Below are 25,374 nucleotides of genomic sequence, written 5' to 3' on the forward strand. Positions count from 1 at the left end.
ATGCAGATCGGTCTTGTGGGTCTCGGCAAGATGGGCGGCAACATGCGCGAGCGCCTGCGCAACGCCGGCCACACCGTCATCGGCTACGACACCAACCCGGACAAGTCCGACGTCGCCAGCCTGGCCGACCTCGTCAACCAGCTGGAGGCGCCGCGCACGGTCTGGGTCATGGTCCCGGCCGGCGACCCCACCCAGCACGTCATCGACCGTCTGGCGGACCTCCTGAAGCCGTACGACACGGTGGTCGACGGCGGCAACTCCCGCTGGACGGACGACGAGAAGCACGCCGAGGAGCTGAGCAAGCGCGGCATCGGCTTCGTCGACGCGGGCGTCTCGGGCGGCGTGTGGGGCCTGAAGAACGGCTACGCCCTGATGGTCGGCGGCGAGAAGGAGTACGTCGACCGGCTCCGGCCCATCTTCGAGGCGCTCAAGCCGGAGGGCCCGTACGGCTTCGTCCACGCGGGCAGCGTGGGCGCCGGGCACTTCGCGAAGATGGTCCACAACGGCATCGAGTACGCGATGATGCAGGCCTACGCCGAGGGCTGGGAGCTGCTGGAGGCCGTGGACTCCGTGGACAACGTCCGCGAGGTGTTCCGCTCCTGGCAGGACGGCACCGTCATCCGCTCCTGGCTGCTGGACCTCGCGGTCAACGCACTCGACCAGGACGAGCACCTGGAGGGTCTGCGGGGCTACGCCCAGGACTCCGGCGAGGGACGCTGGACCGTGGAGGCGGCGATCGACAACTCCGTGCCGCTGCCCGCGATCACCGCCTCCCTGTTCTCCCGCTTCGCCTCCCGGCAGGACGACTCGCCGCAGATGAAGATGATCGCGGCGCTGCGCAACCAGTTCGGCGGCCACGCCGTCGAGTCCGCGAAGAAGGCGTAGGACGTGGGAGATCTGCTGCTGGTCCGCCACGGCGAGACGGAGTGGAGCCGGAGCGGACAGCACACCAGCTTCACCGACCTGCCCCTCACCCCGAACGGCGAGGAGCAGGCCAAGTCGCTCGCTCCGCTCCTGGCGGGCCGTTCCTTCGCGCTGGTCCTCACCAGCCCGCTCGGCCGCGCGGTGCGCACCGCCGAACTCGCGGGCCTGACGGGGACCGTGCGGGACGCGGACCTGCACGAGTGGTACTACGGCGCCTACGAGGGCGTCACCACCGAGGAGACACACCGCACCCGCCCCGACTGGGATCTGTGGACCGACGGCTGCCCGCCCGGCCCCGACGGCGAGCCGGGCGAGTCCCCCGAGGAGGTCGGCGAGCGCGCCGACCGGGTGCTGTCCCGGGTGGCCGACGCGCTGCCCGAGGGCGATGTGCTGCTGGTGGCGCACGGCCACTTCCTCCGCGTCCTGACGGCCCGCCGGCTGGGCCTGCCGCCGTCGGAGGGGCGGCTGTTCCGGCTGGAGACGGGCACGGTCTGCCGGCTCTCGACCGAGCACGGGCGGCCCGTGATCGCGGAGTGGAACACCAGGGCGTGAACACCACCGCGTAACGGACCCCGGCCGGAGGCGAGTTGACAGCCTCCGGCCGGGCCCGTCAGAGTCCCCGCTGATGGAGATCGAGGACATGACACCCGCCGAGGAGCGGGTGTGGCGCGCCTTTCCGCGCGGGGATGACGTGGACTTCCGCGGGCCGGCGGACGAGGACCCGGCACGGGGCGCGGACTGGGGACCCGAACGGACCGTACGGGCGGCCGTGGTGCGGGCCCTGCTGCTGAGCGCACCGCAGGAGGACGGGGAGACGGCCGCCCTCCGGCTGGCGGGCGCGCGGATCACGGGCGTGCTGGACCTCAAGTACGGAGAGGTCGACCACGCCGTGCGCCTCAGCGGCTGCTGCTTCGAGGAGGCGCCCGTCCTGTACGGGGCGCGGCTGCGGCAGCTGAACCTGCGCGAATCCGCCCTGCCCGGGCTGGACGCCGCCACCCTCCGCGTGGACGGCGTGCTGCGCATGTCGGACTGCCTGTTCAAGGGGCCCGTCCGGCTCGGCGGGGCGCAGATCTCCGGGGCGCTCTTCATGGACAGGGCCGAGATCGACGAACGGCCCACCGATCAGCCCGCGCTCCAGCTCAACCACGTGACCATCGGCGACGGCCTGTCGGCGCAAGAACTGCGCACCCGCGGCGAGGTGCGCCTGACGGGCGCCTCGGTCGCCGGGACGATCGACCTCAACCAGGCACGGCTGGAGGCCGGCACCGGTCAGGCCGCCCTCGACGCGGAGACGCTCACGGTGGAGGGCGACGTCCTGCTGCGCGACATGGACGTCCTCGGCTGGATCGGTCTGCGCGGCGCCCGGATCGCGGGCCGTCTCGACCTCTCCCACGCGCGCCTGGCGAACCCCGGTGACACGGCTCTGCGCGCCAGCAGCTGCACCGTCGGGGAACTCTGGCTACGCAGGAGCCCGCCCATGACAGGCGCCCTCAACCTGCGCCGCGCCCAGCTGGACGTCCTGTTCCTCGAACCGGACGTGGTCCCCGGGGAGGTCCTGCTCAACAGCCTCGTCTACACCTCCCTCACCCCGCACGAACCCGCCGAGCGGCGCCTGGCGATGCTGGAGCGCGACCGCGAGGGCTATGTCCCGCACGCCTACGAGCAGTTGACCGCGGCCTACCGCCGGATCGGCGACGACGACGCCGCCCGCGTCGTCCAGCTCGCCAAGCAGCGCCGCCGCCGCGCCACCCTGCCGTGGTACGGCCGGCTGTGGGGCTACGTCCAGGACGCGGCCGTCGGCTACGGCTTCCGGCCCCTGCGCGCCGCCTGCTGGCTGGTGTCGCTGCTGGTGATCGGCTCCCTGACCTACGCGCTGCACCACCCCCAGCCGCTGAAGGCGGACGAGGCCCCGCAGTTCAACCCGGTCTTCTACACGCTCGACCTGCTGCTGCCGGTGATCTCCTTCGGGCAGGAGGGCGCGTTCGCCCCCACCGGCGGATACCAGTGGCTCTCCTACACCCTGGTGCTCACGGGCTGGATCCTGGCCACGACGGTCGTCACCGGCATCACCCGGTCGGTCAGCCGCCAGTGAGCGCCCGTGCCGCGTGCTGCGCCGCCAGCCGTACCGGGGCGTTCGCAGCGCCGTAGCCCCGGTAGCCGTCGTCGCGCTGGACCAGTTCGAAGAAGACGCGGCCGACGGTGCGGGTGTAGCAGTGGCGGAAGACGCCGTGGGCGTCGCGGTCGTAGAGGATGCCGAGGTCGCGGTAGGTCTCCAGCTCGCCGTCGGCGAACTCGAAACGGGCGGCGAGATCGTCGTAGTAGTTCGCCGGGACGGGCAGCAGAGCGCCGCCGGCGTCCCGGAAGCGGCGGGCCGAGGCGACCACGTCGTCGGTGGCCAGGGCGAGGTGCTGCGCGTGGACGGTGTCGTCCGTGGGCGCGGGGCCGACGGTGAGGGCGATCCGGACACTGCCGTCGGCGTTGGTCACGGCACGGCTGCGCAGCAGGCCGTAAGGATCGGCGACGTCCACGCTCTCCTGGGCGTGCAGGCCGAGCACGCCGTGGTGGAACAGGGCCGCCTCGTCGAAGTGGTGCCAGGGCTGAGTGAGGGCGAGATGGTCGATGCGACGGACGGCCGCGGGCGCGGGGGCCGGGTCCGTGTCCTCGAAGTCGGCCCGCCAGTCGGGCAGGTCCGGACGGCCGGTGGCGCAGAAGAAGAGCTCCGTGCCGTCGGGGGCGGCGACCGCGTCGAGCGGGGCGTCCTCGGGTGCGCGGCGGCGCGGCAGGACGGGCGCCAGCAGCGCCTCGGCGCGTCGGGCCGCCGCGGCCGGGTCCGGTGACTCCAGCCCGATGGCGGCGAGCTGGGTGCCGTCGCGGCGGACGGCCGGCCCGGTGTTGACGAGGATCCGGGCCTCCCCCTGCTCCCACAGGGCGACGGGCTTGCCGCGATGGCGGGCGGTGCGGGTGAAGCCGAGGGCGCCGAGCAGGGCGGTGAGGGGTTCGGCGTCGGGCGTGACCAGCTCGGCGAAGGCGACACCGGTGGGGACGACGGCCTCGGGCAGGGCGGCCCGGCCCACCGTCTCCTTAAGGACCAGCAGGGAACGCCGGGCGTCGACGGCGGTCGGACCGGCTTCGGCCTGGCGGAAGACGTCGTTGAAGACCTCCAGGGAGAGCGGTCCTGCGTAGCCGGTGCGCAGCACGTGGCGCACCAGGCCCGCGACGTCGAAGCCGCCCTGGCCGGGGAAGCAGCGGTAGTGGCGGCTCCACTGGAGGACGTCCATGGCGAGCAGCGGGGCGTCGGCGAGCTGGAGGAAGAAGATCTTCTCGCCGGGGATGTCCTCGATGCCCTTGGGGTCCGAGCCGCGCGAGAGGATGTGGAAGCTGTCCAGGCAGGTCCCGAGCGCCGGGTGCCCTGCCGCCTCGACGATGTGCCAGGCGTGGTCGTACGTACTGACGTGCCGCCCCCAGGCCAGGGCCTCGTAGGCCACCCGGATTCCGAACTCCCGGGCCAGGCCGGCGAGCCGGCTCAGCTGTTCGGCGGCGAGGGCGTCGTCGTCCACCGCCCGCGGGGAGACGCTGGAGCAGACGAGGACCGTGTCGGCGCCGAGCCTGCGCATCAGCTCGAACTTGTGGCGGGCCCGCCGCAGGTTGCGGGCGAACTCGTCCTCGGGGACTGCCTCGATGTCCCGCATCGGCTGGTACAGGTCGATGGAGAGGCCGAGGTCGGCGCAGCGGGCGCGGATCTCCTCGGGGGTGAGGGGGCTGGCCAGCAGGTCGTTCTCGAAGATCTCCACCCCGTCGAAGCCGGCCCGGGCGGCGGCCGTGAGCTTCTCGGTGAGGGATCCGCTGAGGGAGACGGTGGCGATGGACGTACGCACGGCGGTACCTCTCTTCAGTTCGATGCTCCGACGGCTCCGGCCAGTTCGGTCAGGTCCGCCAGCATCCGCGCGGCGTCGGGTTCCCGCCCGGTGAACAGCCGGAACGCGTCGGCGGCCTGGAAGGCGGCCATGCCGCCGCCGTCGAGGGTGGCGCAGCCCAGCGCGCGGGCGGTGCGCAGCAGTTCGGTCTCCAGCGGGCGGTAGACCACCTCCGCGACCCACAGCCCGGGGTGGAGCAGCTCGGCGCGCAGCGGCAGGCCGGGGTGGGCCGCCATGCCGGTGGGCGTGGCGTGGACGATGCCGTCGGCCAGTGCGAGCAGCCGCGCCTGCCGGTCCGGGGGCGCGGCGGCGGCACGGTCCTGGCCGAAGGCGCGGTTCAGGGAGCCGGCCAGGGCGGCGGCCCGTTCGGGCAGGGCGTCGACGACGGTGACCCGCTCGGCGCCGAGGGTGAGCAGGGCGTGCGCGACGGCCGCGCCCGCGCCGCCGGCGCCCAGCTGCACGATGCGCTCCAGCGGCGCGTCGGGCAGCCCGCGCGCGAAGGACGCGGCGAAGCCGGTGACGTCCGTGTTGTGGCCGACGGCCCGGCCGTCCTCGAAGACGACGGTGTTCACCGCGCCCAGCGCCTCGGCCTGCGGCGCGAGCGCGTCCAGGTGCTCGATGACGAGCTGCTTGCAGGGGTGCGTGATGTTGAGCCCGTCGAACCCGACGTCGCGGGCGGCTCGCACGAGATCGCCCACCGCCTCGGGCGGCATCCCGAGCGGGTCGATGTCGATCAGCCGGTACAGCAGGCGCAGGCCCTGCCGGTCGCCCTCCCGCTCGTGGAGTGCCGGGCTGAGCGACGGGCCGATACCGGAACCGATCAGTCCGACGAGATACGAGTCCTTGGGCACACGGGCCTCCCGAGCCGCTCACTAATGTACGAACTAGTACGTTAGCTATATCAGCCGAGCTCGACCACGGGAAGGCCCCGGTGGGATCCGGCCCCTGCTCCTAGAATCACCGGCACCGGCCCCTCCGCCCGAAGGAACCTGATGACCAGCGTCGAAGAACCGGCCCGTCCTGGCGAGCGCGAGCGCGTCCGTGACGCCGCCCGCACCCAGGCCGAGATCCTCGACGTCGCCACGCAGGAGTTCGCCCGGGCCGGCTACGACGGGGCCCGGGTGGACGAGATCGCCGCCCGCACCCGCACCACGAAGCGGATGATCTACTACTACTTCGGCGGCAAGGAACAGCTGTTCACGGCCGTCCTGGAACGGGCCTACGGCGTGATCCGGGAGGCCGAGCAGCAGCTCGACGTCGAGCACCTGGACCCGGTGGCGGCCATCCGGCGCCTGGCCGAGGTGACCTTCGACCACCATGAGCAGCACCCGGACTTCATCCGCCTGGTCAGCATCGAGAACATCCACGAGGCCCAGCACATCGCCGCCTCCGAGAAGCTGGGGAGGATCGGCTCCCCCGCCCTGGACGTGATCCGCCGCATCCTGGAGGAAGGCCGCAGGTCAGGGCTGTTCACGGCGGAGGTCGACGCCGTCGACCTGCACGCGATGATCTCCTCCTTCTGCTTCTTCCGGGTCTCCAACCGGCACACCTTCGGCGCGCTGTTCGGCCGCGACCTGGTCGACCCGGCGCAGCGTGCGCACTACCGCACCATGCTGGGCGACATGGTGATCGCGTACCTCACGGCGGAGCGCGCGGCGGACTGACCGTCCGGCGCCGAACACCGGCGCACGACCCCTTGACACCGGCGGCACTCGGGCGCAGCATCCCTAGCCATCCCCTACTAACTACCCAGTGGGTTAATTAGCCGCGATCCGGCACTTCCCCCCTTCGCTCTCCCTTCTGTTCACTCCGCCTATGGTGGAGCCGCCAAAGGAGCCGCCGTGTCCGTCCCCGCCACGCCCCGAGGGGCCGCCGCCCCACCCGGTCAGCCCAGGAAAGCCGCCACCGCCGCCTGGATCGGCAGCGCACTGGAGTACTACGACTTCTTCATCTACGGCAGCGCCGCCGCGCTGATCTTCCCCGAGGTGTTCTTCGACGAGTCCGACCCGGCCACCGCCACCCTGCTGTCGCTGGCCACGTTCGGCGTCGCGTACGCCGCCCGCCCGGTCGGCGCGCTGGTCCTCGGCCACTTCGGCGACAAACTCGGCCGCAAGAAGATCATGGTCTTCACGCTGATGCTGATGGGCCTGTCGACGTTCCTGATCGGCTGTCTGCCGACCCGGGACCAGGTCGGCACGCTCGCCCCGGTCCTGCTCGTGCTGTGCCGGGTGCTCCAGGGCATCTCGGCGGCGGGTGAGCAAGCCAGCGCCAACTCCATGACGCTGGAACACGCGCCGCCGGGCCGACGCGGCTTCTTCACCAGCTTCACTCTCAGCGGCACGCAGGGCGGCCAGCTGCTGGCCACGCTGGTCTTCATCCCGGTCGCCGCGATGCCCGAGGACCAGTTGCTGTCCTGGGGCTGGCGGGTGCCGTTCTGGCTGAGCGTCGCGGTCGCCGTCGTCGGCTGGGTCATCCGCCGCAAGCTGGACGAGACCCCGGCCTTCGCCCAGCAGGCCGCCGAGCAGGGCGTCGTCAAAATGCCGCTGGTGGTGCTGCTGCGCGAGCACTGGGCGGATGTGCTGCGGGTGATCGCGGGCGCGCTCATCGCCTCGGTCAGCACCATCTTCACGGTCTGGGCGCTGGCGTACGCCACGAGCGACGCGGTCGGCATGTCGCGCACCGCCATGCTGTGGGTGGGCGCCCTGGCCAACCTCGTCGCACTCGCCGCGATCCCGCTGTGGGCCACCCTGTCCGACCGGATCGGCCGCCGTCCGGTGTACCTGATCGGTGCGGCCGGCAGCGCGGTGACGATGTTCCTGTACCTGTGGGCCGTCTCCACGGGCTCGTACCCGCTGACGTTCCTGCTGGGCATCCTCTGCTTCGGCGTGGTCTACAGCGCCGCGAACGGTGTGTGGCCCGCCTTCTACGGCGAGATGTTCACGACCCGGGTCCGGCTGTCCGGGGTGGCCATCGGCACGCAGATCGGCTTCGCGGCGGCCGGCTTCGCGGTGACGTTCGCCGCGCGGATCGCGGGACCGGGCGGCGACGACTGGTCGGCGGTGGCCCTGTTCACGGCGGCCCTGTGCGTGCCGCCGGTCATCGCCGCGCTGACGGCACGCGAGACGCACCGGGTTCCGACGGAGGCGCTGGGCGTGCACCCGGCCCGGGCGGCCACGGAGCCGGAGAAGGTGACGGCCTGAGCCCGGACCGACCACCCGCCGGGCCCTCCCGGGCCCGGCGGGTGGTCGGTCCGTTCAGCTGTTGGACCAGGCCCGGCGGCACAGCACCAGGCGATAGCCGTCGGGATCCTCGATGGTGACGCCCCATGCGTTCCAGTAGGGGTTGGGGGATTCGACCCGCTTGCCGCCGTGCCGCTCCAAGCGGGCGATCAGCTCGTCCGGGACCGGGTCGTCGGCGTACACGACCAGCAGATCCTCCTCGGTGGGGCGGGGCTCCACCGGCCGGGCCGCCTCGTACACGAGCTCCAGATGCCAGTCGGCGTCGGGCCAGCCGAGCATCAGCAGGTCGTGGTGGCCCGGTTCGGACCCGCCCTCGGACCGCCACACGACACTCAGCCCGAGCCCCTCGCGCCAGAACCGCTCGGCCGCCGCGAGGTCACGGGAGGGACGGGCGATCCGGATGTGGCTGCGACCGTTCACGGGCATGGCGACCTCTTCTCGTGGCGTCCTGATCTGCGGCGGCGATCCGCCTCGCAGCCTAGGAGGCCGGCCGCCGCCTGACATCGGCCGTCGGTCCTGCGCCCAGGAACCTAGGACTTGGCGTGCACGAGCCGGGTCGGGTTGCCCGTTCCTACGTGATCATGAAGGGTTCCTGCACGAGGATGAGGTCTGAGGCGGTCCGGGCGGGGTATGCCGGATCTCACCTCGACGAGCGCGACGGAGGATGAGCGATGGCACAGCTGCGGCAAGAGGTCGACCCGGGTGAGGCGGGGCTGGATCCAGAGGCGCTGAGCCGCCTGGACCGGCACTTCGCCGGTCTCGTCGACGAGGGCCGGCTGCCGGGCTTCCTCGTGTCCGTCGCCCGCGCCGGACGCGTCGCCCACCTCACGACGCACGGCCTGCGCGACGTCGCGGCCGGGCAGCCCGTCGAGCCGGACACGCTGTGGCGGGTCTACTCCATGACGAAACCGGTCACCGCGGTCGCCGCGCTGCTGCTGGTGGAGGAGGGCCGGCTGTCGCTGGACGACCCGGTCGCCGACCACCTGCCGGCCTTCGCCGAACCGCGCGTCTACGTCGAGGGCTCCGGGGCCGACGTCAGGACCCGCCCGGCCACCGGCCCGATACTCGTCCGGCACCTGATGACCCACACCTCGGGCCTGACCTTCGGCTTCTACCACACCCACCCGGTGGACGCCCTGTACCGCGAGGCCGGGCTGGAGTCGTCGGTGCGGCCGGGCTCGGACCTGGCCGAGACGATCGAGCTGTACGCGAGTCTGCCGTTGCAGTTCGAGCCGGGCACGCAGTGGAACTACTCGGTGGCGAGCAACGTCCTGGGCCGGGTCGTCGAGGTCGTGTCGGGGCAGCCCCTCGACGTGTTCTGCGCCGAGCGGATCTTCGCGCCGCTCGGCATGACGGACGCGGGGTTCCACGTCACGGACGACCAGGCACCCCGGCTGTCCGAGATGTACGGGGAGAAGGAGGGCGGCGGCATCGAGCGGATCCCCGGACTGCCGCTGCGCGGCGGCCGGCCGCGGTTCCTGTCCGGCAGTGGCGGCATGGTGGCCTCCGCCCACGACTACCACCGCTTCATGGAGTTCCTGCGCCGCCGGGGCGAGCTCGACGGCGTCCGGCTGCTCGCTCCTCGGACGGTGGACCTGATGACCCGCAACCACCTGCCCGGCGGCGCCGATCTGCGGGCCTTCGGCAGCCGCCCGGCCCACGACGAGCCCGGCAACGACGGGGTCGGCTTCGGGCTCAACGTCTCCGTGGTGATCGACCCGTCCCGCACCCAGGCGCCGTCCGGGCTCGGCGCCTACGGCTGGAGCGGCGTGGCCACGACGACGTTCTGGGTCGACCCGGGACGCGACCTGACGGTGCAGTTCATGACGCAGGTGCGGCCCAGGACCTCCCACACGGTCTTCCGGGATCTCAAGAAGTTCGTCCACGAGGCCGTGTCGGGCTGACCTGCGCTACCGGTCGACGCGGGGTGTGACCCCGATGCCGCCCGGGCGAGTTCGCTCAGCCACCGCTCGGACCGTGCCGCCGTCTCGGCGGCACGGTTCGGGGACCGGGTCAGTGGTCAAGGGTCTCCCCTTGGTCGAGGCCGTGTTCGCGGCATGCCTGACGGAACCGGTCCAGACAGCGTCCCCAGGGCCCGGTGATACCGAAGTCGAGCAGGTGGGGCAGGAGGGCGGCGGAGAAGTCGGCGCTGGACTCCAGCGGCAGCAGGGAGGGCAGGTTGTCGATGGCGATCAGGTCGAGCGGGGGGTCTTCGCGCAGCCGGCGGACCGGCTCTTCCCAGTCGGTGGTCTCGTCGTACACCGGGAGGACGTTGAGCGGGGAGCCCACGTCGCACGTCACGTCGCACAGGGTGCGCAGGCGACGCTCCGGGGTGTCGAGGTCCTGCTCGCGGAGGAAGGGCGGGACCGGGCTGGTGGCGAGCACGGCGTTCACCATCACGTCGTGCTCCAGCAGGGCACGGCGGTCCAGGTCGCGGGTCTCGGCGAGATCCCAGCAGGTCGGGTCCGCACCGGCGGTGGCGAAGGCCGTGCGGGCACCGCGGCCGCTGCGCCCGAGGGCACCGATGACCAGGCCGGTGAACTCGGCGTCGTCCGGGTCGGGCTTCAGCGTCTCGTCCAGGGCCTCCTTCGTCGTGGGCGTCAGCGGCGCCCGCAGCCGGCCGCGGTGCTGGAGCACGGCGAGGGCCGCGCCCAGGTAGCCGGCCCAGAACCCGAAGGCGGCGAGGCGCCGCCCGGTGTCGTCCACCAGGTACTCCAGGTCGAACAGCGCCCCGCCCCCGGCGGCGAACCGGCGCAGCAGGCCGGCCGCTCCCGGCTGGCCCTTGTAGGCGTGGCCGAAGAAGACGTGCCGGTGTGTCAGTTCGGCCGGTTCGTCGGGCAGTTCCTTCAGGCCGAGCACGACGGCGTCCCGCGGGGCCGACACCCACGAGCCCGCGGGCGCGACACGGCAGCCGGCCGCCTCGTACTCCTCGGTCGGGAAGACCCGCTGCGGGGAGTCCTCGACGGTCAGTGCCACTCCGTGGTCGACGAGCCGCCTGGCGTCGTCGGGCACGACCGGTGTGCGTCGCTCGGTCGTTCGGGCCTCGTGGCGCAGCCACAGATGGAGCTCGGTCATACCCGGTGGGCCTCCGGACGTGAGGCGCCGGCCGCGAAGGGCCGGCGCTCAAGGGTCGGACGTCCACGAAGCGTACGCGGCCCGCCCGGGGGTCGCGCGCGAATGCGCCCAGGTCACGTCGAGGGGCAGCGGAACCCGCCCCGGTGTCTCAGGAGGAGCTGACCACCGCGTCGAGGTGGGGCAGGTGGTGGTCGAGGCGCTCCCGCTTGGTCCGCAGATAGGTGATGTTGTTCTCGCACGGCGGGATCAGCAGCGGCACCTGCTCGGCGACCACGATGCCGTGGTTCACCAGCGCCTCGCGCTTGCGCGGGTTGTTGGACATCAGGCGGACCGACCTGACGCCCAAGTCCTCCAGGATCCGGGCGGCCACGCCGTAGTCCCGGGCGTCCACCGGCAGGCCGAGGGCGAGGTTGGCCTCGACGGTGTCCAGGCCCTCCGCCTGGAGGGCCATCGCGCGCAGCTTGGCGAGCAGGCCGATGCCGCGGCCTTCATGCCCTCTGAGGTAGACGACGACACCGGCGCCCTCGGCGACGACCGCGCGCAGGGCGGCGTCGAGCTGGTCGCCGCACTCGCAGTGCTGGGAGCCGAAGGCGTCGCCGGTCAGGCACTCCGAATGCAGCCGGATGAGCACGTCGTCGGTGCCGAGGTCGCCGTAGACCAGCGCCACCTGTTCGTCACCGCGGTCGTGGTCCAGGTAGCCGACCGCCTGGAATTTCCCGTACACGGTGGGCAAGGGCGCATTCACGACGCGTTCCACGCCGGTCCGCTGCGGTGACTTCTTGCCGAGTACGCCAATTTTTTCTGTCATGATTCTCGAGTTCCTAAGCAGAGACGAAAGGCCGTGACGTTATGAGTGACTTGGTGCCGGCGGACACCACGGAAGACGTACGGACGCGGGGCGCCGGTGTCTCACGGCAGGTCGCGGTGCTTCCCGTGGGGAGCTTCGAGCAGCACGGTCCGTATCTCCCGCTGGCGACCGACACGCTCGTCGCCTGTGCCGTCGCGCGGGAGATAGCCGGCGCGTACCCGGTGCACCTCCTTCCTCCGGTGACGATCTCGTGCTCGCACGAGCACGCGGCCTGGCCGGGGACCGTGAGCATCTCCTCGGTGACCCTTCATGCGGTGGTACGGGACATAGCGGCTTCGCTCCGCCGTTCGGGCGTCGACGCCCTGGTGGTGGTCAACGGGCACGGCGGAAACTACGTGCTGGGCAACGTCGTTCAGGAATCCTCCGCCCGCGGCGAGCGGATGGCGCTGTTCCCGGCCCCGGAGGACTGGGAGGCGGCGCGGGAGCGGGCGGGTGTGGTCGCCTCGCTGCTCACCGACATGCACGCGGGGGAAATTGAGACCTCCATCCTTCTGCACGCTCATCCCGAAATGCTCCGACCCGGTTATGAGACTTCCGATTTCGTCGCTGACGACCGGCGTCATCTGCTCACCCTCGGCATGTCCGGTTATACCGATTCCGGTGTCATCGGCCGTCCTTCGCTGGGTTCGGCGGAAAAGGGGAAGGAACTCCTGGCGAGCCTGGCGGATTCCTTCGGGGCGTATTTCTCGCTGCTGACCTCCGACGAGTAGTCAGGCACGGTCGCGGGGCCGGGTCCAGGGTTCGGTGCGGCGGACTCGGACCCGGCGCGCAGGCCCGCGTACCAGCGGGCGACGAGCACGATCAGGCCGGGCAGGCTCGCCACGAGGCTCAGCACCCCGTAGACGACCGCGACGGCGAGTCCCCGGCCGGCGCCCAGCCCCGCGGCGCCGAACGCCCAGGCGGTGACGCCTTCCCTCGGTCCCCAGCCGCCGACGTTCAGCGGCAGGCCCATGGCCAGCAGCGCGAGTACGGCGAGCGGCACCAGTACGGCTACGGAGGCGGCTGCTCCGGCGACGCGGGCGGCGAGGACGAACATGGCGACGTAACCCGCCAGGACGACCACCGAGGAGACGACGACTCCGGGCCCGTTGCGGCGGGACAGCAGCCCCTCGCGTGCCTCGGCGAGCATGGCGCGCACCGCCCGGCCCCGGCGGGAGGGCGCCGGGCGGTTCATGCGCAGGGCGAGGACGACGGCGAGTGCCCCGAGCGCGGCCAGGACCGCGAGCGGGGCGATGTGCCGGGCCTGGGTCAGCACCGGGGACGGCATGGTCAGCAGGACCACGGCCCCCAGGGCGAACAACGCGATCTGCCCGGCGGCCCGTTCGAGGACGACGGCCTTCACGCCCCGCCGCACGTCCCCCTCGCTCTGCCCGTGCCGCACCGCCCGGTGCACGTCGCCGAGCACACCGCCGGGCAGCGCCGCGTTCAGGAACAGCGCCCGGTAGTAGTCGGCAACGGCCGGCCCGAACGGCAGCCGGATCCTGAGGCTCCGGGCCACGAGCGCCCATCGCCACGCGCTGAACACGGTGGTGACGAGCCCGATCCCGAGCGCCAGCACCAGGGTCACCGCGTCGATGCGGCGCAGCCCGTCCAGGAAGACCCCGGTACCCAGCCGCCACAGCAGCACCCCGAGGATGACGACTCCGGCGAAGGTGCCGAGGTGGGTACGGAGCTTGCGGGAGCCGAGCCGGGCGAGGGCGGAGCGGACGGGGCCGGGCCGGGCGGGCTCCGGGCCGGTCATGGGCGCCGGGGTCCCGGCGTCGGCGACGGGGCGTGCGCAGAGGGCCGGTTCGCCGAGCCGGCGCACGCCCGTGTCGCCGGCGACCGGGCACGGCACCTCCGGATCGGCCAGGGGCGCGACCGCGACCCCGGTCCCGGCGGGCGAAGGCCGGACGCCGCCCACCGCCGACGGCCCGTCCGGGGCCGTGGCGCCGAGCCCGCGCGACGGCTCGGCGGCTGCCGAGGACGGCGCCGGAACTCCGGTTCCATCGAGCCGGCCCGGACCGCCGGTGGTCTCGGCGCTCTCCGGCAGCGGGGCGGCGTCAGCGGATTTCAGCCGCACACGCGTTCCCGCCACCGCGCCCCGAGGCGCGACGTCCGTCCCCGCCCGCGAACTCATGACGCTCCGCCCTCCGGGCGGCACAGGGCCAGTAGGTCGGTGTGGTGGACGGTGACGCGCAACCGGCCGGCGGCGCAGTCGGCCAGGCGTTCGGCCAGATAGGCGTCGGCGCGGGCGCGCAGGTCGGGGCGCTGCTCGACGGCGGCGCCGACCCAGCCGCGCAGCCACTGCTCGGTGAGCGCGGCCTGCTCGGGGCCGAGCCGCCACGGGCTCGGATGCAGCCGTACCGTCGCGCCGTGCTCGGAGAACGCCTCGGCCGCCGCCGTCACCGCGTCGGGACCGAGCAGACCGTCGCGCCGCTGGTGGTCGTTGAACGCCTGGGCGATCTCCGAGTCCAGCGGATGTGACGGCGTCATCTCCACGCGGCCGGCGACGGACAGCGTCAGCAGGGCGGGGCAGCCGGCTCCGGCGCAGGCGGCGGCGAGGGCGTCGATCTCCTCGCGGGTGAGGACGTCCAGCAGGGCGGACGCCGTCACCAGAGACGCGCCGCGCAGGGCGTCCGCGGTGAGCCGGGCGACGTCACCGCGCCGCGTCTCCACGGTGACCCGGCTGCCGTCGGCGGCGGTGCGCGGGGAGGCGACGGCGGCGAAGTGCAGCAGATAGGGGTCGCGGTCGTGCAGGATCCAGTGCTGCGCGCCGTCCAGGCAGGGGGCGAGCCAGCGGCCCATCGAGCCGGTACCGCACCCGAGGTCGTGGATGACGACACCGCCGGACTTGCCCGGCAGGTTGGCGAGCCGGATACGCAACGGGTCGAGCAGATCGTGCGCCCGCGCGGCGGCGTCGGCCGGCTCCCGCAGCTCCAGCCACTCGGGCGCGTAACGGGGCGGGTCCTCGGGGTCGGCCTCGCGCAGCTTCACGGTGGGCCGCGCGCCGGGTGTGCCGGAGGGGCCCGCGCCCGGGATGACGGCATCCGGGGACTGAGCGGCCCGCCACGCCCCGGGATTCCCGCCCGGAATCAATCCGTCCATCGACTCGGCAGCCTCCCTCGGCCCGGGCTGGGCCGGAATCGTCCCGCTCTGCTGGGTCGTCGCCGGGTTCGTCATGCGGCCCTCCGGGGGTCGTTCGGGAGCCGGCGCAGTACCGCCGCCAGACTCTGTGCGGTCGCCGCCCAGCCGCCGAGGGCGGCGCGGCGGCTGCGGGCGGCGGCCTTGAGGCGACGGCGTACGTCCGCTTCACCGAACCAGCAGCGCAGTTCGGCGGCGATGGCGGCGGAGTTCTCCGGCGGGACGAGGATGCCGGGCACACCGCCGTCGGGAGCGCGGCCGACCGCCTCGGGGAGCCCGCCGACGTCCGTGGCCATGACCGGGATGCCGCGCGCCAGGGCCTCGGTCACGGCCATGCCGTACGTCTCGGCGTAGGAGGTGAGGACCATCAGGTCGGCTGTGGCGTAACTGGCGTCGAGCGCGGCGCCGGACTGCGGTCCCGCCAGTTCCACCCGGTCCTGAAGGCCGTGCTCGGCGATGAGGGACCGCAGATGGGCGACGTACTCCGGGTCCTGGGTGAGACTGCCGACGAAGACGCAGCTCCACGGCAGCTCGGTCACCGTGGCCAGCGCCTCCACCAGCCGGTGCTGTCCCTTGCGCGGGGTCACGGCGGCCACACACAGGAGTCGTGAGACGCCGTCGGTGCCGGGCGCGAGCGGCGCGATGTCGGCACCGGGCGCCGCGACGTGCACCCGCTCCGGGGGAAGGCCGTGGTGGGCGACCAGCCTGCGGACCGCCCAGTCGCTGGTGGCGATCACCGCCGGCACCGCCCGCAGCACCGCCCGCTCCTTGGCGTCGAGTTCGGCGGCCACGGCCGGGTCGAGCCCGGTCTCGTCGCCGAGCGGGAGGTGGACGAGGACGGCCATGCGCAACCGTTCCGCCTCCGGCACGACGATCTCCGGGACGCCGCAGGCGACCAGCCCGTCGAGCAGGACGACGGCACCGTCGGGCAAGCCGCTCAGGGCGCGGGCGAGTTCCGTACGGGCCGCCGCACCCGGCCGGGGCCAGTCACCGGCCACGGCGTGCTTGGTCACCTGCCAGCCGAAGCCGGGCAGGTCCAGGCACACGCGCCGGTCGTAGGCGTTGCCGCCGCTGGGCATGGCCGGGTCGTCGACGCCGCCCGGCAGCACGAAGTGCACGGTGCGCAGGGACATGGGGATGATCTCGGCGTTCTTCAGGGTGGCGTGCTGCACGGGAACATAATTCAGCCGTGCCGGTGCCGGTCCGCTCTGCCCGGGCCGTTCGACCGTCGTGTCGGTCACAGCGCACGCTCGTAACTCGCCCACGCGATGTGTGACTCGTGCAGGGTGACGGTCAGGCCCGCGATGCCCTTGGCGCCCTCGCCCAGCGCGCCCTTGTGGATGCGCTCGGCGAGCCGGTCGGCGATGACCTTGGCGAGGAACTCCGTGGAGGTGTTGACACCGGCGAAGTCGGGCTCGTTGTCGAGGTTGCGGTAGTTCAGCTCACTGACCACCGCCCCGAGTTCCTGGGTCGCCAGCCCGATGTCGACGACGATGTTGTCCTCGTCCAGCTGCTCGCGCCGGAACGTGGCGTCCACGAGGAACGTGGCCCCGTGCAGGCGCTGCGCCGGTCCGAAGACCTCGCCACGGAAGCTGTGGGCGATCATGATGTGATCGCGGACGGTGATGCTGAACAACGGACGACCCTCCAGGTGCGGCGCGTCTGCTCCCCCGCCATGGTGCCGGGGATGCCGTGTATTACGGCTCCTTGCCTTCCCCTGTTCAGTCTCCGGTACGTCTTTTCTGAGGTCAGGCGCTTTCGCCGTATCCACCCGGCACTGAAGTCGTACGGAACCCGTACCGGATGGAACGATTCGTCAGTCGATGCGTCAGTCGATTCGTCAGCCGATGCGTCATTCGCTCTCGTCGTAGCGGACCCGGTGGCACAGCGCGGGGATCTCGCCGGAGGCGAGCTTCGGCAGCACGTCCGGCAGGTCCTCGAAGGCGGATTCGCCGGTGACGAGGGCGTCGAGGGCCGGGTCGGCGAGCAGGTCGAGGGCGAGCGCGAGCCGGTCGGCGTAGGTGCGGTTCGGGCGGGCCGGGGAGACGGTGCCGACCTGGCTGGAGCGGATGACGAGCCGCCGGGAGTGGAAGGCCTCGCCGAGCGGCACGCTCACCTGCCGGTCGCCGTACCAGCTCAGTTCGAGCACGGTCCCTTCGGCGGTGAGGAGTTCCAGGGACCGGGCGAGGCCCTGCTCGGTGGCGCTGGCGTGGACGACCAGGTCGCACTCGCCGAGGGCGTCCTCGGGGGAGGCGAAGCCGACACCCAGGGCCTTGGCGATGCCTGCCCGGCCCGGATCGGCGTCGACCAACTGGACGCGGACACCGGGGAACCGGGCGAGCAGCGCGGCCACCGAGCAGCCGACCATGCCCCCGCCGACCACGGCGATCCGGTCTCCGACCAGGGGCGCGGCGTCCCACAGGGCGTTGACGGCGGTCTCCACGGTGCCCGCGAGCACGGCCCGCTCGGCCGGCACGGTGTCGGGTACGGGTGTGACGGCGCTCACCGGGACGACGTACCGGGTCTGGTGCGGGTAGAGGCAGAACACCGTACGTCCGGCGAGCGCTGCGGGCCCCTCCTCCACCACGCCGACGCTGAGGTAGCCGTACTTCACCGGGCCCGGGAAGTCGCCCTCCTGGAACGGCGCCCGCATGGCCGTGTGCTGGCTGACCGGCACGCCGCCGCGGAAGACCAGCGTCTCCGTGCCCCGGCTGACGCCGGAGTACAGGGCGCGGACCAGCACCTCGCCTTCGCCGGGCTCCGGCAGGGCGACGTCCCGGATTACGCCTCGCCCAGGCGAGTCGATCCAGAACGCGCGTCCGGTGTGCTTCATCGAAGTCCTCCTGAACGATCGGGAAGCTGCTTGCGTACCGAGGGGTGCACAGGCCGCGCACAAGGTAGCGGCGTTGATCGACTCTGTCACACGGCCGGAGGGTGTTCGGTGGCCCTGAACAACACTTACGACGCGAGGCTCCAGCAGGAGACCGCCCTGGGGGCGGGAGTGCAGATCCTGCTGCTGGCCCTGATCGGAACGGCGATCGGGATGGGGCCGGCGGGCTGGCTGACGGGCCTCGCGTTCGCGATCGCCACCTGGGCGGTGCTCTCCCGGGCCCTGCACCGTTCCCGGCTGCGCTCGTTCGGCGCGGCGAACCGGGTCACCCTCGGCCGGGCCACCCTCGTCGGCGGGGTCACCGCGCTGGTCGCGGACTCCTTCCAGAGCTCGCCGCCCGTGTCGCTGCTGGTCGGTCTGACGGCGGTGGCCCTGATCCTCGACGGTGTCGACGGCAAGGTGGCCCGCCGCACCGGCACCTCGACCCCGCTGGGCGCGCGCTTCGACATGGAGGTCGACGCGTTCCTGATCCTGGTGCTGAGCGTGTACGTGTCGATGCAACTGGGCCTGTGGGTGCTGCTGATCGGCGGCATGCGGTACGTCTTCGTCGGTGCCGCCCGCGTCTGGCCCTGGCTGACCGCGGCACTCCCGCCGAGCACGGCCCGCAAGACGGTCGCGGCGCTCCAGGGCGTACTCCTGCTGCTGGCGGGCGCCGATCTGCTGCCGTACGCGGCCAACTTCGGGGTCGCGGCCCTGGCCCTGGGCCTGCTGGTGTGGTCGTTCGGCCGTGATGTGCTGTGGCTGTACCGCACCTCGCGGATCGAGAAGGCCCCGGCCCGGCGGCAGGTGCGGGAACTGGTCGCGAGCTGACGCCCCGGCCGGTCAGGCGTCGAACCGGCCGCGCGCCGACTCGATGTGCCCGAGGTACTCATGGGTCCAGCCGCAGATCAGGTCGACCGTGGCGCGCAGGGCCCGGCCCGGTTCGGTGAGTGTGTACTCGACCTTCGGCGGCACGGTGGGATGCACCTTCCGGTCGACCAGGCCGTTTCGCTCCAGCATCCGCAGGTTCTGCGTGAGCATCTTGTGGCTGACGCCCTCGACCTCGTCACGCAACTCACTGAAGCGCAGGGTGCGTTCACCGAGGGCCTCGATGATGAGCAGCGCCCACTTGTTGGCCACGTCGGAGAAGATCTCGCGGGCCAGGGAGTCGGCCCGCCGCAGGTCCGCGTTCTCCGGCAGGTCCCTCAACTGCTTGGTCACCATCTGGTTCCCCAGTCACTGAAAAGTGCGTTCTTCCAGGTCGGCCCTCACTCTCCTACGGTTTCCGAGTAACCACAAGAGAGCGCGGTGAGCGCTCGACGGAAGGACGGGAACCATGACCACGATCGACGTCTACGACCACGCCATACCGGCCGAGAACTACTTCGGCTACGCGCAGGCGATCAGGTCCGGCGATCTGATCCACGTCTCCGGACAGCTCTCGTTCGACGAGGCGGGCGGCTTCCGCCCGGAGGAGGACGTCGCCGCTCAGCTGGAGGGGACCTACGCCAACATCGACAAGGTGCTGGCCCACTACGGCGTCACGCGCAACCAGATCGTCTCGCAGACGCTGTACGTGGTGGACCTGGTGAAGAACGCCGACGTGATCGCGGAGGGCAACCGCGCGTACTTCGGTACCCACCGCCCGGTCAGCACGGCCTTGGGCGTCACCGAACTCACCTTCCCCGGACAGACGGTCGAGATCAGCTGTGTGATCGACACGAAGCTGCCGGCGTGAGTCGGGGTGACGGCCTCCTGGCGGGAGATGATCAGCGACGCGTCCCGGTGCCCACCAGGGCCCTCTCGTACGGGTCGAGGACCACTCCCCTGACCTTGCTGGAGACGCCCGCGATGATCTGCTGATGGGCCAGCGGCACGACCGCGTCCGTACCGAGGATCGCCGCCTCGGCGGCCATGGCCGCGTCCTGCCGCTCGCCCGTGCCGTCGGTTCCGTCGGCCTTCTCGACGGCCCGGTCGACGCCCTTGTCGCACAGCAGGGCCAGGTTGTAGCCGCCGTCGCAGGTGTAGTCACTGGCGAGGACGCCGACGGGGTCGCCGGTGTCCAGCAGGCTGTTGCGGGCGCCGATGAACGCGTCGAACTTCCCGGCCAGCGCGTCGCTCTCCAGCCGGGAGTACTCGCGCACTTCCAGCTTCACCGTGAAACCGGCCTTTTGGAGCTGCTGTTGCACGACCTGGGCGACCTCGGGCAGTTCGGGCCGGTTGTCGTAGGTGGCGAGGGTGATCCGCGTGCCGTCGGGCCGGGCGGCGGCGGCGCGTCCCGTCGGCTTCACGCGCTTGCTGTCGGCCCAGGTGACGGCGGGGCCGTAGATGCCCGCGCCCGGGTCGGCGTACCCCTCGAAGACGCCCTTGACGATGACGGAGGAGTCGACCGCCGTACGCGCGGCGGCGCGCAGCTTCGGGTCCTTGAACGGACCGCTCCTGGTGTTGAGTTGAAGGCTGGTCGTCCGGGTGGTGCCGGCTTCCTCGAGGGTCGCCTTGTCGAGGGTGGCGGCCTGGGCGACGGGGAGCGCCTCGGCGATGTCGACGTCGCCGGTGCGCACCGCGTTGGCGCGCGCGGTTCCGTCCTTGACGAAGCGCGCGTCGATGCCGGAGGCGTGGGCGCGTCCGCCCCAGTAGTCGTCGAAGCGGTCGAGGGTGGCGGAGCCGCCGCTGTCGACCGCGGTGATCTCGAAGGGCCCGGTGGCGGTGCCGACCGGCGTGGGGGCGCCCTTCTCCTCGTACGCCTTCGGGGAGAGGATCGCCAGGCTCGGGCTGGACAGGCGCATGGGCAGGACGGGATCGGCCGCGGCGGTGGTGACACGGATGCCGCGGCTGCCGTCGGCCTCGGCGTCGAGGCTGACACCGGCGAGGGCTGCGGGCACGGGCTTGGCCTTCGTGGCGCGGGTGAGCGCGTCGGACACGGCGGACGGGGTGACGTCCGTGCCGTCCTGGAAGGTTGCCTCGCGCAGGGTGAACCGCCAGGTGCGGTCGCTCTCGCGGCGCCAGGACTCGGCGAGCGCGGGGGCCGCGGCACCGTTGGCGTCCAGGGCGGTCAGCCCCTCGGTGACGCCGAGCCGGCTGAGGAGCGTGGCGTCGGCGCCGTACGGCGAGAGGTTCTCGGCGGGCGGGAAGGCGAGGGCGACGCGCAAACGTGAGCCCGATGACCCGCCGTCCGACGACGACTCCCCGCCGGGAGAGGCGAAGCAGCCCGCCAGCCCCGGGACGAGGACGAGGGCGGCGAGGAACCGGAACGAACACTTGATGCTGAGAACACGCACTTGCACAGCATATGCATCAAGGTCGGAGTACCGGCCGACCGGGGGTCCGCCACTCGGACGCTCCGCAAGTCCCATACGGAGCAAGCAATTTGACAGCGGCGACGATCACTCCCTAAACCTAACCACATGACATTCATTTTCAACACGGTGGAGCGGTCGTGAGGGTCGCGTTCGTCGGCAAGGGCGGCAGCGGCAAGACCACGCTGTCGGCGCTCTTCTCCCGCCACCTGGCGCGCTCCGGCGCCCCGGTCCTCGCCATCGACGGCGACATCAACCAGCACCTGGCCGAGGCGCTCGGCGAGGAGGAGAGGTCCGCCCCTCCCCTGGGTGAGCGCCTGGGGGAGATCAAGGACTTCCTGCGCGGCACGAACCCCCGCATCACCTCCCGCGAGGCGATGATCAAGACAACTCCCCCGGGACGCGGCTCCCGCCTCCTGCGCCCACTCGGCGACGACGAACTGCACGCCCGGCACGTCGGCCGGGCGGGCGGCGTCCCGCTGATGGTCACCGGCGAGTTCGACGAGTCCGACCTGGGCGTGGCCTGCTACCACTCCAAGCTGGGCGCGGTCGAGCTGTACCTCGGCCACCTGGCGGACGGCCCCGGCGAATACGTCGTGGTCGACATGACGGCGGGCGCGGACGCCTTCGCCTCCGGCCTGTTCACCCGTTTCGACATCACCTTCCTGGTGGCGGAACCCACCCGCAAGGGCGTGTCGGTCTACCGCCAGTACCGCGACCACGCGGAACAGTTCGGCATCCGCATCGCGGTCATCGGCAACAAGGTGACCGGCGAGGACGACCTCCTCTTCCTCAAGGAACAGGTGGGGGACGACCTCCTGACCTACCTGGTCCAGTCCCCCTGGGTCCGCGCGGCCGAACAGGGCCGCACCGAGGGCGGCCTGGACGCCCTGGAGTCCCTGGAGCCGCACAACCGCCACGCCCTCACGATCCTCCGCGAGGCCGTCGACTCCCACCCCCGCGACTGGGACCGGCTCCACCGCCACGCCGTCGAGTTCCACCTGCGCAACGCCCGCGCATGGGCGGACGCGCGTACGGGCGAGGACCTGGCCGCCCAGATCGACCCGGACTACGTCCCGGGCACCCGTCCGAACCCCTGACCTCCTCCCGACCCCTACCGCTCCATCGCCCTACTGCCCCACCGCCCTACTGCCGACCAGACAGGACGACACTCCCCCATGTCTCTCGACGTCTCCCCGAAGCTCCTCGCCGAAGCCGAGCAGGGCGACATCCGCGAGGAGGACTTCGTGGACACGGTCCGCACCTCCCTCCCCTACGCCTACGACCTGATCGCCTCCCTCGCCACCGAACTCCGCGACAGCCAGGTCTACTTCACCGACAACCAGACCCCTCCCCCGTCGGAACAGGAGCGCGGCCAGCTCCTGCGCGCTCTCGCCAGCGACGCGATCCGCACCAGCCTGGAACGCCACTTCGGCATCACGCTGGCCTTCCAGAACTGCCACCGGGTGGCGGCGTTCCGCCCGGAGTCGCGGGACGGGGAGACGTACGCGCGCTTCACGTCCGTCCGGTCCCAGATCCTGAACCAGTCACCGGAGTTCAGGGACTGCTGACCCACCGCACCGGCTACTCGATCCCCGTGGCATCGAGTAGCCGGACGACGTCCTTGCGCCCGTATCCGAGCAGTCGGGCGCGGTCAGCGGCCATCAGCACCAAGTGCGCGACGATCTTCGCCGCGTATCCGTTCTTGCTGTCCGCGTCGAACCATTCCTGGGGCTTCTCGACACCCAGGCTGTTCATCACCAGCCCGTGCTGTCGGCGGACCTCCGCGACGGTACCGGCGACCGCGTCCATGAGCGTCTTCCCCGGCCGCTCGCACTCCAGGGCGAAGCAACCCCAGTCGGCCGGCACGCACCCCTCCGGGGGACGCGCCCGCAGCCCCGCATACCTCTCGTCCTCGAACCCGGAGGCCCGGAACTCGTCGTGCACCAAAGAGAACCGGTGGAACCCGGGCGGAACCGGAGGTGGTGGAGGCGTGTACTCCCACCCGGCGTCCTCATACAACTGCCGCTTCACCTCTTCTTCTTCGGCATGCGTCACGGTGAAGCCGTTGGCCTCGTTGCGCCCGGTCGTCGTGCCGTCGGGGTTGCGGTGGAAGTGCAGGCCCATGGTGTGCTCCCCTTGCCGTGAATGACAATGGACGAGAAGTCCCCGTCACCAGCTCGAACGGCCCGCGAAGCCAGCCCGTGCCCGCTCATCCGCAGCATCACCCGATCGCGTGGAAACAGGCGGCGTGGGAACTGGCCGACCACCCGGGATCGGCGGTTGTTACGCTCCTCCGGTGAGGATTCCGAGCCCCGCAGAGATCCAAGCGCTGCACGAGAAGCACGCGCCCACCGCCGAAGCGTTCACGCTCGTCCACACGCACTGCGAGATCGTCTGGGGAATCGCCGAACAGCTCCTCTCCTCTCCCCACCTCGCTCACCTCGATGCCGAACTGGTCCGGGCCGGCTGCCTCCTTCACGACATCGGCGTCTACCGCCTCTACGGGGACGACGGGCGGCTGGACCACGAGAATTACATCCGGCACGGACTGCTCGGCCACGAGATCCTCGAAGCGGAGGGCTTCCCCGAAACCCTCCGCCGCTTCTGCTCCCACCACACCGGAGTGGGACTCACACGGCACGACGTCGTGAGCCAGGGGCTGCCCCTCCCACCCGCCGACTACCTGGCGGAGACGGAGGAGGAGAGGCTGGTGATGTACGCGGACAAGTTCCACACCAAGTCCAGGCCGTCGGCGTTCCTCTCCCCCGATGAATACGCCACCCACGTCCGCCGCTTCGGCGAGGACAAGGTGACCGCCTTCCAGAACCTGCGTGCGGAGTTCGGCGACCCGGACCTCAACCGGCCGGTTCAGTGCGGCGGCAGCATCCAGCGGGTGGCTGGTCCGTAGGTGACTCACGGCGCCGGCTGGAGCGAGCCGCCCGAAGGGTGCCCCGGCCGACCCGTCGCAGCCTCTCGCCCGGTCGACGCCCGTGTCGGCGAACGCGGCAAACCCCTTGCAGGCCTGGGCGGACGCCCGCACGGGTGAGGGCCTGGCCGCACAGACGGACCCAGAACACGTCCCGACGCCCGGGTTCAGGGACCACTGACACCGCCGGCCTCGTCCAGGAAGGCCACCAGTGCGGTCACGAACCGCTCCGGGTCGTCCCTCCACGGAAAGTGCCCGGCCACGTTCTGCACGACCAGTTCGGCGCGCGGGAACAGCCCCGCGTACTCCTTCATCACGCGCGGGGGCCCCGCCACGTCGTACTCCCCGGCGAGGACGAGGACCGGTGAGGGAAACGCGGCAAGGCAGCTCCGGGTGAGGTGGGGCTCGAAGGCACCGTCGGAGGCGTAGCGCGCGGCGGCTTCGTCGTTGCGCTGTCGCTGCTCCGCCGCATGGAAGGCCCGGGCCTCGTCGTCCCAGCGGGCGAACCAGAAGGGGGCGACGGCGTCCCAGTCGGCGGCCGTGGCCCGGCCGGCCGTGATGGCCTCCAGGGACGCGTACGCCGGGGCGAACCACGGTTCGTCCCGGCGCAGGCGTGCCGTCTCCAGGCGGTCCTCGGCGGCGATGTCGAGGCCGACGGCGAAGACGCTGGGCGTGATCAGGACGAGCCGGCCCACGCGGTCCGGATGGCGGGCGGTGTACAGCGCGGCCAGATTGGCACCGGCGGAGTGCGCGAGGAGATCCAGCCGCTCCAGGCCCAGTTCCTCACGCAGCGCCTCGACATCGGCGACCTGCCGGTCACAGCGGTACGACGCCGTGTCCGTCGGCACAGCCGACCGGCCCGTGCCCCTGAGGTCCAGCCGGATCAGGGTGCGGTGGGCGGTCAGGCCACCCAGGTCCCCCAGGTAGACCGAGTCCTGCATCGGGCCGCCGGGGAGGCAGACCAGAGGCGGGCCGTCCCCCGTCGCGTGGTAGGCGAGGGTGGTGCCGTCGGGGGCGGTGAAGGTGGGCATGGGCGCGAGGGTGGCAGGGGGCGGAGGCCGGGGCAACCGGATATCCGCCGGGGTGTCAGTGCCGTCCACCGTGGCGTCGACGGTGGTGTCCTAGCGGTGAGCGGGT

General features: G+C 72.0%; 25 protein-coding genes and 1 pseudogene. 12 read left to right on the forward strand and 14 right to left on the reverse strand.

Going from position 1 to position 25,374, the window contains the following annotated elements; genetic code table 11:
• The 3 genes from gnd to QC385_RS11355 all read left to right on the forward strand — a co-directional run bounded on the left by gnd (window position 1) and on the right by QC385_RS11355 (window position 3,016).
• Window positions 1-885 (forward strand): phosphogluconate dehydrogenase (NAD(+)-dependent, decarboxylating), encoded by an 885-nt coding sequence (gene gnd, locus QC385_RS11345; protein WP_279541134.1) that lies wholly within the window; start codon window positions 1-3, stop codon window positions 883-885.
• A 3-nt stretch (window positions 886-888) separates the two neighbouring features.
• The gene (locus QC385_RS11350) at window positions 889-1,476 is read left to right on the forward strand and encodes a histidine phosphatase family protein (RefSeq protein WP_279541135.1); all 588 of its coding nucleotides are present in this window, start codon (window positions 889-891) and stop codon (window positions 1,474-1,476) included.
• Window positions 1,477-1,549: 73 nt separating this feature from the next.
• On the forward strand, window positions 1,550-3,016 hold the full coding sequence (locus QC385_RS11355) for a membrane-associated oxidoreductase (RefSeq protein ID WP_279541136.1): 1,467 nt from the start codon (window positions 1,550-1,552) through the stop codon (window positions 3,014-3,016).
• Here QC385_RS11355 and QC385_RS11360 read toward each other — a convergent pair.
• Window positions 3,003-4,799 (reverse strand): bifunctional sugar phosphate isomerase/epimerase/4-hydroxyphenylpyruvate dioxygenase family protein, encoded by a 1,797-nt coding sequence (locus QC385_RS11360; RefSeq protein ID WP_279541137.1) that lies wholly within the window; start codon window positions 4,797-4,799, stop codon window positions 3,003-3,005. The genes QC385_RS11355 and QC385_RS11360 overlap by 14 nt on opposite strands.
• A 14-nt stretch (window positions 4,800-4,813) precedes the next feature.
• Window positions 4,814-5,689: a shikimate dehydrogenase gene (locus QC385_RS11365; RefSeq protein ID WP_279541138.1), complete on the reverse strand. Its 876-nt coding sequence runs from the start codon at window positions 5,687-5,689 to the stop codon at window positions 4,814-4,816.
• A 141-nt stretch (window positions 5,690-5,830) separates the two neighbouring features.
• On the opposite strand from QC385_RS11365, the gene QC385_RS11370 reads away from it, so the two are divergent.
• Window positions 5,831-6,502: a TetR/AcrR family transcriptional regulator gene (locus QC385_RS11370; RefSeq protein ID WP_279541139.1), complete on the forward strand. Its 672-nt coding sequence runs from the start codon at window positions 5,831-5,833 to the stop codon at window positions 6,500-6,502.
• Between the two features lie 177 nt (window positions 6,503-6,679).
• Window positions 6,680-8,038: an MFS transporter gene (locus QC385_RS11375; RefSeq protein ID WP_279541140.1), complete on the forward strand. Its 1,359-nt coding sequence runs from the start codon at window positions 6,680-6,682 to the stop codon at window positions 8,036-8,038.
• A gap of 54 nt (window positions 8,039-8,092) precedes the next feature.
• Here QC385_RS11375 and QC385_RS11380 read toward each other — a convergent pair whose 3' ends face one another.
• Complete coding sequence (locus tag QC385_RS11380; protein WP_279541141.1) at window positions 8,093-8,503, reverse strand: VOC family protein; 411 nt, start codon at window positions 8,501-8,503, stop codon at window positions 8,093-8,095.
• A gap of 245 nt (window positions 8,504-8,748) precedes the next feature.
• Between QC385_RS11380 and QC385_RS11385 the strand changes: the two genes are divergently transcribed.
• Window positions 8,749-9,981 carry a serine hydrolase domain-containing protein gene (locus QC385_RS11385; RefSeq protein ID WP_279541142.1) on the forward strand — a complete coding sequence of 411 codons (1,233 nt, stop codon included), beginning with the start codon at window positions 8,749-8,751 and terminating at the stop codon, window positions 9,979-9,981.
• A gap of 109 nt (window positions 9,982-10,090) precedes the next feature.
• Here QC385_RS11385 and QC385_RS11390 read toward each other — a convergent pair whose 3' ends face one another.
• Window positions 10,091-11,152, reverse strand: coding sequence for a saccharopine dehydrogenase (locus QC385_RS11390; protein ID WP_279541143.1), 1,062 nt, complete (start codon window positions 11,150-11,152; stop codon window positions 10,091-10,093).
• Window positions 11,153-11,300: 148 nt separating this feature from the next.
• Window positions 11,301-11,960: a GTP cyclohydrolase II gene (gene ribA, locus QC385_RS11395; protein ID WP_279541144.1), complete on the reverse strand. Its 660-nt coding sequence runs from the start codon at window positions 11,958-11,960 to the stop codon at window positions 11,301-11,303.
• 41 nt (window positions 11,961-12,001) lie between these two features.
• On the opposite strand from ribA, the gene QC385_RS11400 reads away from it, so the two are divergent.
• A complete protein-coding gene (locus QC385_RS11400) occupies window positions 12,002-12,730 on the forward strand; it encodes a creatininase family protein (protein ID WP_184990913.1) in 729 nt (242 codons plus the stop codon).
• Between the two features lie 155 nt (window positions 12,731-12,885).
• On the opposite strand, the pseudogene QC385_RS11405 reads toward QC385_RS11400, so the two are convergent.
• From QC385_RS11405 to QC385_RS11425, 5 genes and pseudogenes are all read right to left on the reverse strand, one after another.
• Window positions 12,886-14,139: pseudogene (locus QC385_RS11405) on the reverse strand (lysylphosphatidylglycerol synthase domain-containing protein); the annotation flags it as partial.
• A complete protein-coding gene (locus tag QC385_RS11410; RefSeq protein WP_443032885.1) occupies window positions 14,136-15,107 on the reverse strand; it encodes a class I SAM-dependent methyltransferase in 972 nt (323 codons plus the stop codon). The gene QC385_RS11410 and the pseudogene QC385_RS11405, both read right to left, overlap by 4 nt.
• Before the next feature lie 71 nt (window positions 15,108-15,178).
• Window positions 15,179-16,384: a glycosyltransferase family 4 protein gene (locus QC385_RS11415; RefSeq protein ID WP_279541146.1), complete on the reverse strand. Its 1,206-nt coding sequence runs from the start codon at window positions 16,382-16,384 to the stop codon at window positions 15,179-15,181.
• Window positions 16,381-16,779, reverse strand: coding sequence for a 6-pyruvoyl trahydropterin synthase family protein (locus QC385_RS11420; RefSeq protein WP_010043117.1), 399 nt, complete (start codon window positions 16,777-16,779; stop codon window positions 16,381-16,383). Before QC385_RS11420 ends, QC385_RS11415 begins: the two co-directional genes overlap by 4 nt.
• A gap of 216 nt (window positions 16,780-16,995) precedes the next feature.
• Window positions 16,996-17,976 carry a zinc-dependent alcohol dehydrogenase gene (locus QC385_RS11425; RefSeq protein WP_279541147.1) on the reverse strand — a complete coding sequence of 327 codons (981 nt, stop codon included), beginning with the start codon at window positions 17,974-17,976 and terminating at the stop codon, window positions 16,996-16,998.
• Window positions 17,977-18,084: 108 nt separating this feature from the next.
• On the opposite strand from QC385_RS11425, the gene QC385_RS11430 reads away from it, so the two are divergent.
• The gene (locus QC385_RS11430) at window positions 18,085-18,843 is read left to right on the forward strand and encodes a CDP-alcohol phosphatidyltransferase family protein (protein ID WP_279541148.1); all 759 of its coding nucleotides are present in this window, start codon (window positions 18,085-18,087) and stop codon (window positions 18,841-18,843) included.
• 12 nt (window positions 18,844-18,855) lie between these two features.
• Here QC385_RS11430 and QC385_RS11435 read toward each other — a convergent pair whose 3' ends face one another.
• Window positions 18,856-19,236 (reverse strand): winged helix-turn-helix transcriptional regulator, encoded by a 381-nt coding sequence (locus QC385_RS11435; RefSeq protein ID WP_086605030.1) that lies wholly within the window; start codon window positions 19,234-19,236, stop codon window positions 18,856-18,858.
• 112 nt (window positions 19,237-19,348) lie between these two features.
• Between QC385_RS11435 and QC385_RS11440 the strand changes: the two genes are divergently transcribed.
• The gene (locus QC385_RS11440) at window positions 19,349-19,750 is read left to right on the forward strand and encodes a RidA family protein (RefSeq protein WP_279541149.1); all 402 of its coding nucleotides are present in this window, start codon (window positions 19,349-19,351) and stop codon (window positions 19,748-19,750) included.
• Between the two features lie 31 nt (window positions 19,751-19,781).
• Here QC385_RS11440 and QC385_RS11445 read toward each other — a convergent pair whose 3' ends face one another.
• On the reverse strand, window positions 19,782-21,296 hold the full coding sequence (locus tag QC385_RS11445) for an ABC transporter substrate-binding protein (RefSeq protein WP_279541150.1): 1,515 nt from the start codon (window positions 21,294-21,296) through the stop codon (window positions 19,782-19,784).
• Window positions 21,297-21,448: 152 nt separating this feature from the next.
• Between QC385_RS11445 and QC385_RS11450 the strand changes: the two genes are divergently transcribed.
• Window positions 21,449-22,408 carry an ATP-binding protein gene (locus QC385_RS11450; protein WP_279541151.1) on the forward strand — a complete coding sequence of 320 codons (960 nt, stop codon included), beginning with the start codon at window positions 21,449-21,451 and terminating at the stop codon, window positions 22,406-22,408.
• A 78-nt stretch (window positions 22,409-22,486) separates the two neighbouring features.
• On the forward strand, window positions 22,487-22,879 hold the full coding sequence (locus QC385_RS11455; protein ID WP_279541152.1) for an SCO5389 family protein: 393 nt from the start codon (window positions 22,487-22,489) through the stop codon (window positions 22,877-22,879).
• Window positions 22,880-22,892: 13 nt separating this feature from the next.
• On the opposite strand, the gene QC385_RS11460 is transcribed toward QC385_RS11455, so the two are convergent.
• On the reverse strand, window positions 22,893-23,435 hold the full coding sequence (locus tag QC385_RS11460; protein WP_279541153.1) for a hypothetical protein: 543 nt from the start codon (window positions 23,433-23,435) through the stop codon (window positions 22,893-22,895).
• A 172-nt stretch (window positions 23,436-23,607) separates the two neighbouring features.
• On the opposite strand from QC385_RS11460, the gene QC385_RS11465 reads away from it, so the two are divergent.
• A complete protein-coding gene (locus QC385_RS11465; protein ID WP_279541154.1) occupies window positions 23,608-24,219 on the forward strand; it encodes an HD domain-containing protein in 612 nt (203 codons plus the stop codon).
• A 185-nt stretch (window positions 24,220-24,404) separates the two neighbouring features.
• Here QC385_RS11465 and QC385_RS11470 read toward each other — a convergent pair whose 3' ends face one another.
• The gene (locus tag QC385_RS11470) at window positions 24,405-25,268 is read right to left on the reverse strand and encodes an alpha/beta fold hydrolase (RefSeq protein WP_279541155.1); all 864 of its coding nucleotides are present in this window, start codon (window positions 25,266-25,268) and stop codon (window positions 24,405-24,407) included.
• Between the last annotated feature and the right edge of the window lie 106 nt (window positions 25,269-25,374).

This window comes from Streptomyces sp. DH10, assembly GCF_029813805.1.
Classification (GTDB): Bacteria; Actinomycetota; Actinomycetes; order Streptomycetales; family Streptomycetaceae; genus Streptomyces; species Streptomyces coeruleofuscus.

Excerpts from the sequence above, each read along its gene's own strand:
- gnd (WP_279541134.1), top strand. The coding sequence starts at position 1 with ATGCAGATCGGTCTTGTGGGTCTCGGCAAGATGGGCGGCAACATGCGC.
- QC385_RS11355 (WP_279541136.1), top strand. The coding sequence starts at position 1,550 with ATGGAGATCGAGGACATGACACCCGCCGAGGAGCGGGTGTGGCGCGCC.
- QC385_RS11370 (WP_279541139.1), top strand. The coding sequence starts at position 5,831 with ATGACCAGCGTCGAAGAACCGGCCCGTCCTGGCGAGCGCGAGCGCGTC.
- QC385_RS11380 (WP_279541141.1), bottom strand. The coding sequence starts at position 8,503 with ATGCCCGTGAACGGTCGCAGCCACATCCGGATCGCCCGTCCCTCCCGT.
- QC385_RS11385 (WP_279541142.1), top strand. The coding sequence starts at position 8,749 with ATGGCACAGCTGCGGCAAGAGGTCGACCCGGGTGAGGCGGGGCTGGAT.
- QC385_RS11390 (WP_279541143.1), bottom strand. The coding sequence starts at position 11,152 with ATGACCGAGCTCCATCTGTGGCTGCGCCACGAGGCCCGAACGACCGAG.
- ribA (WP_279541144.1), bottom strand. The coding sequence starts at position 11,960 with ATGACAGAAAAAATTGGCGTACTCGGCAAGAAGTCACCGCAGCGGACC.
- QC385_RS11400 (WP_184990913.1), top strand. The coding sequence starts at position 12,002 with ATGAGTGACTTGGTGCCGGCGGACACCACGGAAGACGTACGGACGCGG.
- QC385_RS11410 (WP_443032885.1), bottom strand. The coding sequence starts at position 15,107 with ATGGACGGATTGATTCCGGGCGGGAATCCCGGGGCGTGGCGGGCCGCT.
- QC385_RS11425 (WP_279541147.1), bottom strand. The coding sequence starts at position 17,976 with ATGAAGCACACCGGACGCGCGTTCTGGATCGACTCGCCTGGGCGAGGC.
- QC385_RS11435 (WP_086605030.1), bottom strand. The coding sequence starts at position 19,236 with ATGGTGACCAAGCAGTTGAGGGACCTGCCGGAGAACGCGGACCTGCGG.
- QC385_RS11440 (WP_279541149.1), top strand. The coding sequence starts at position 19,349 with ATGACCACGATCGACGTCTACGACCACGCCATACCGGCCGAGAACTAC.
- QC385_RS11455 (WP_279541152.1), top strand. The coding sequence starts at position 22,487 with ATGTCTCTCGACGTCTCCCCGAAGCTCCTCGCCGAAGCCGAGCAGGGC.
- QC385_RS11460 (WP_279541153.1), bottom strand. The coding sequence starts at position 23,435 with ATGGGCCTGCACTTCCACCGCAACCCCGACGGCACGACGACCGGGCGC.
- QC385_RS11470 (WP_279541155.1), bottom strand. The coding sequence starts at position 25,268 with ATGCCCACCTTCACCGCCCCCGACGGCACCACCCTCGCCTACCACGCG.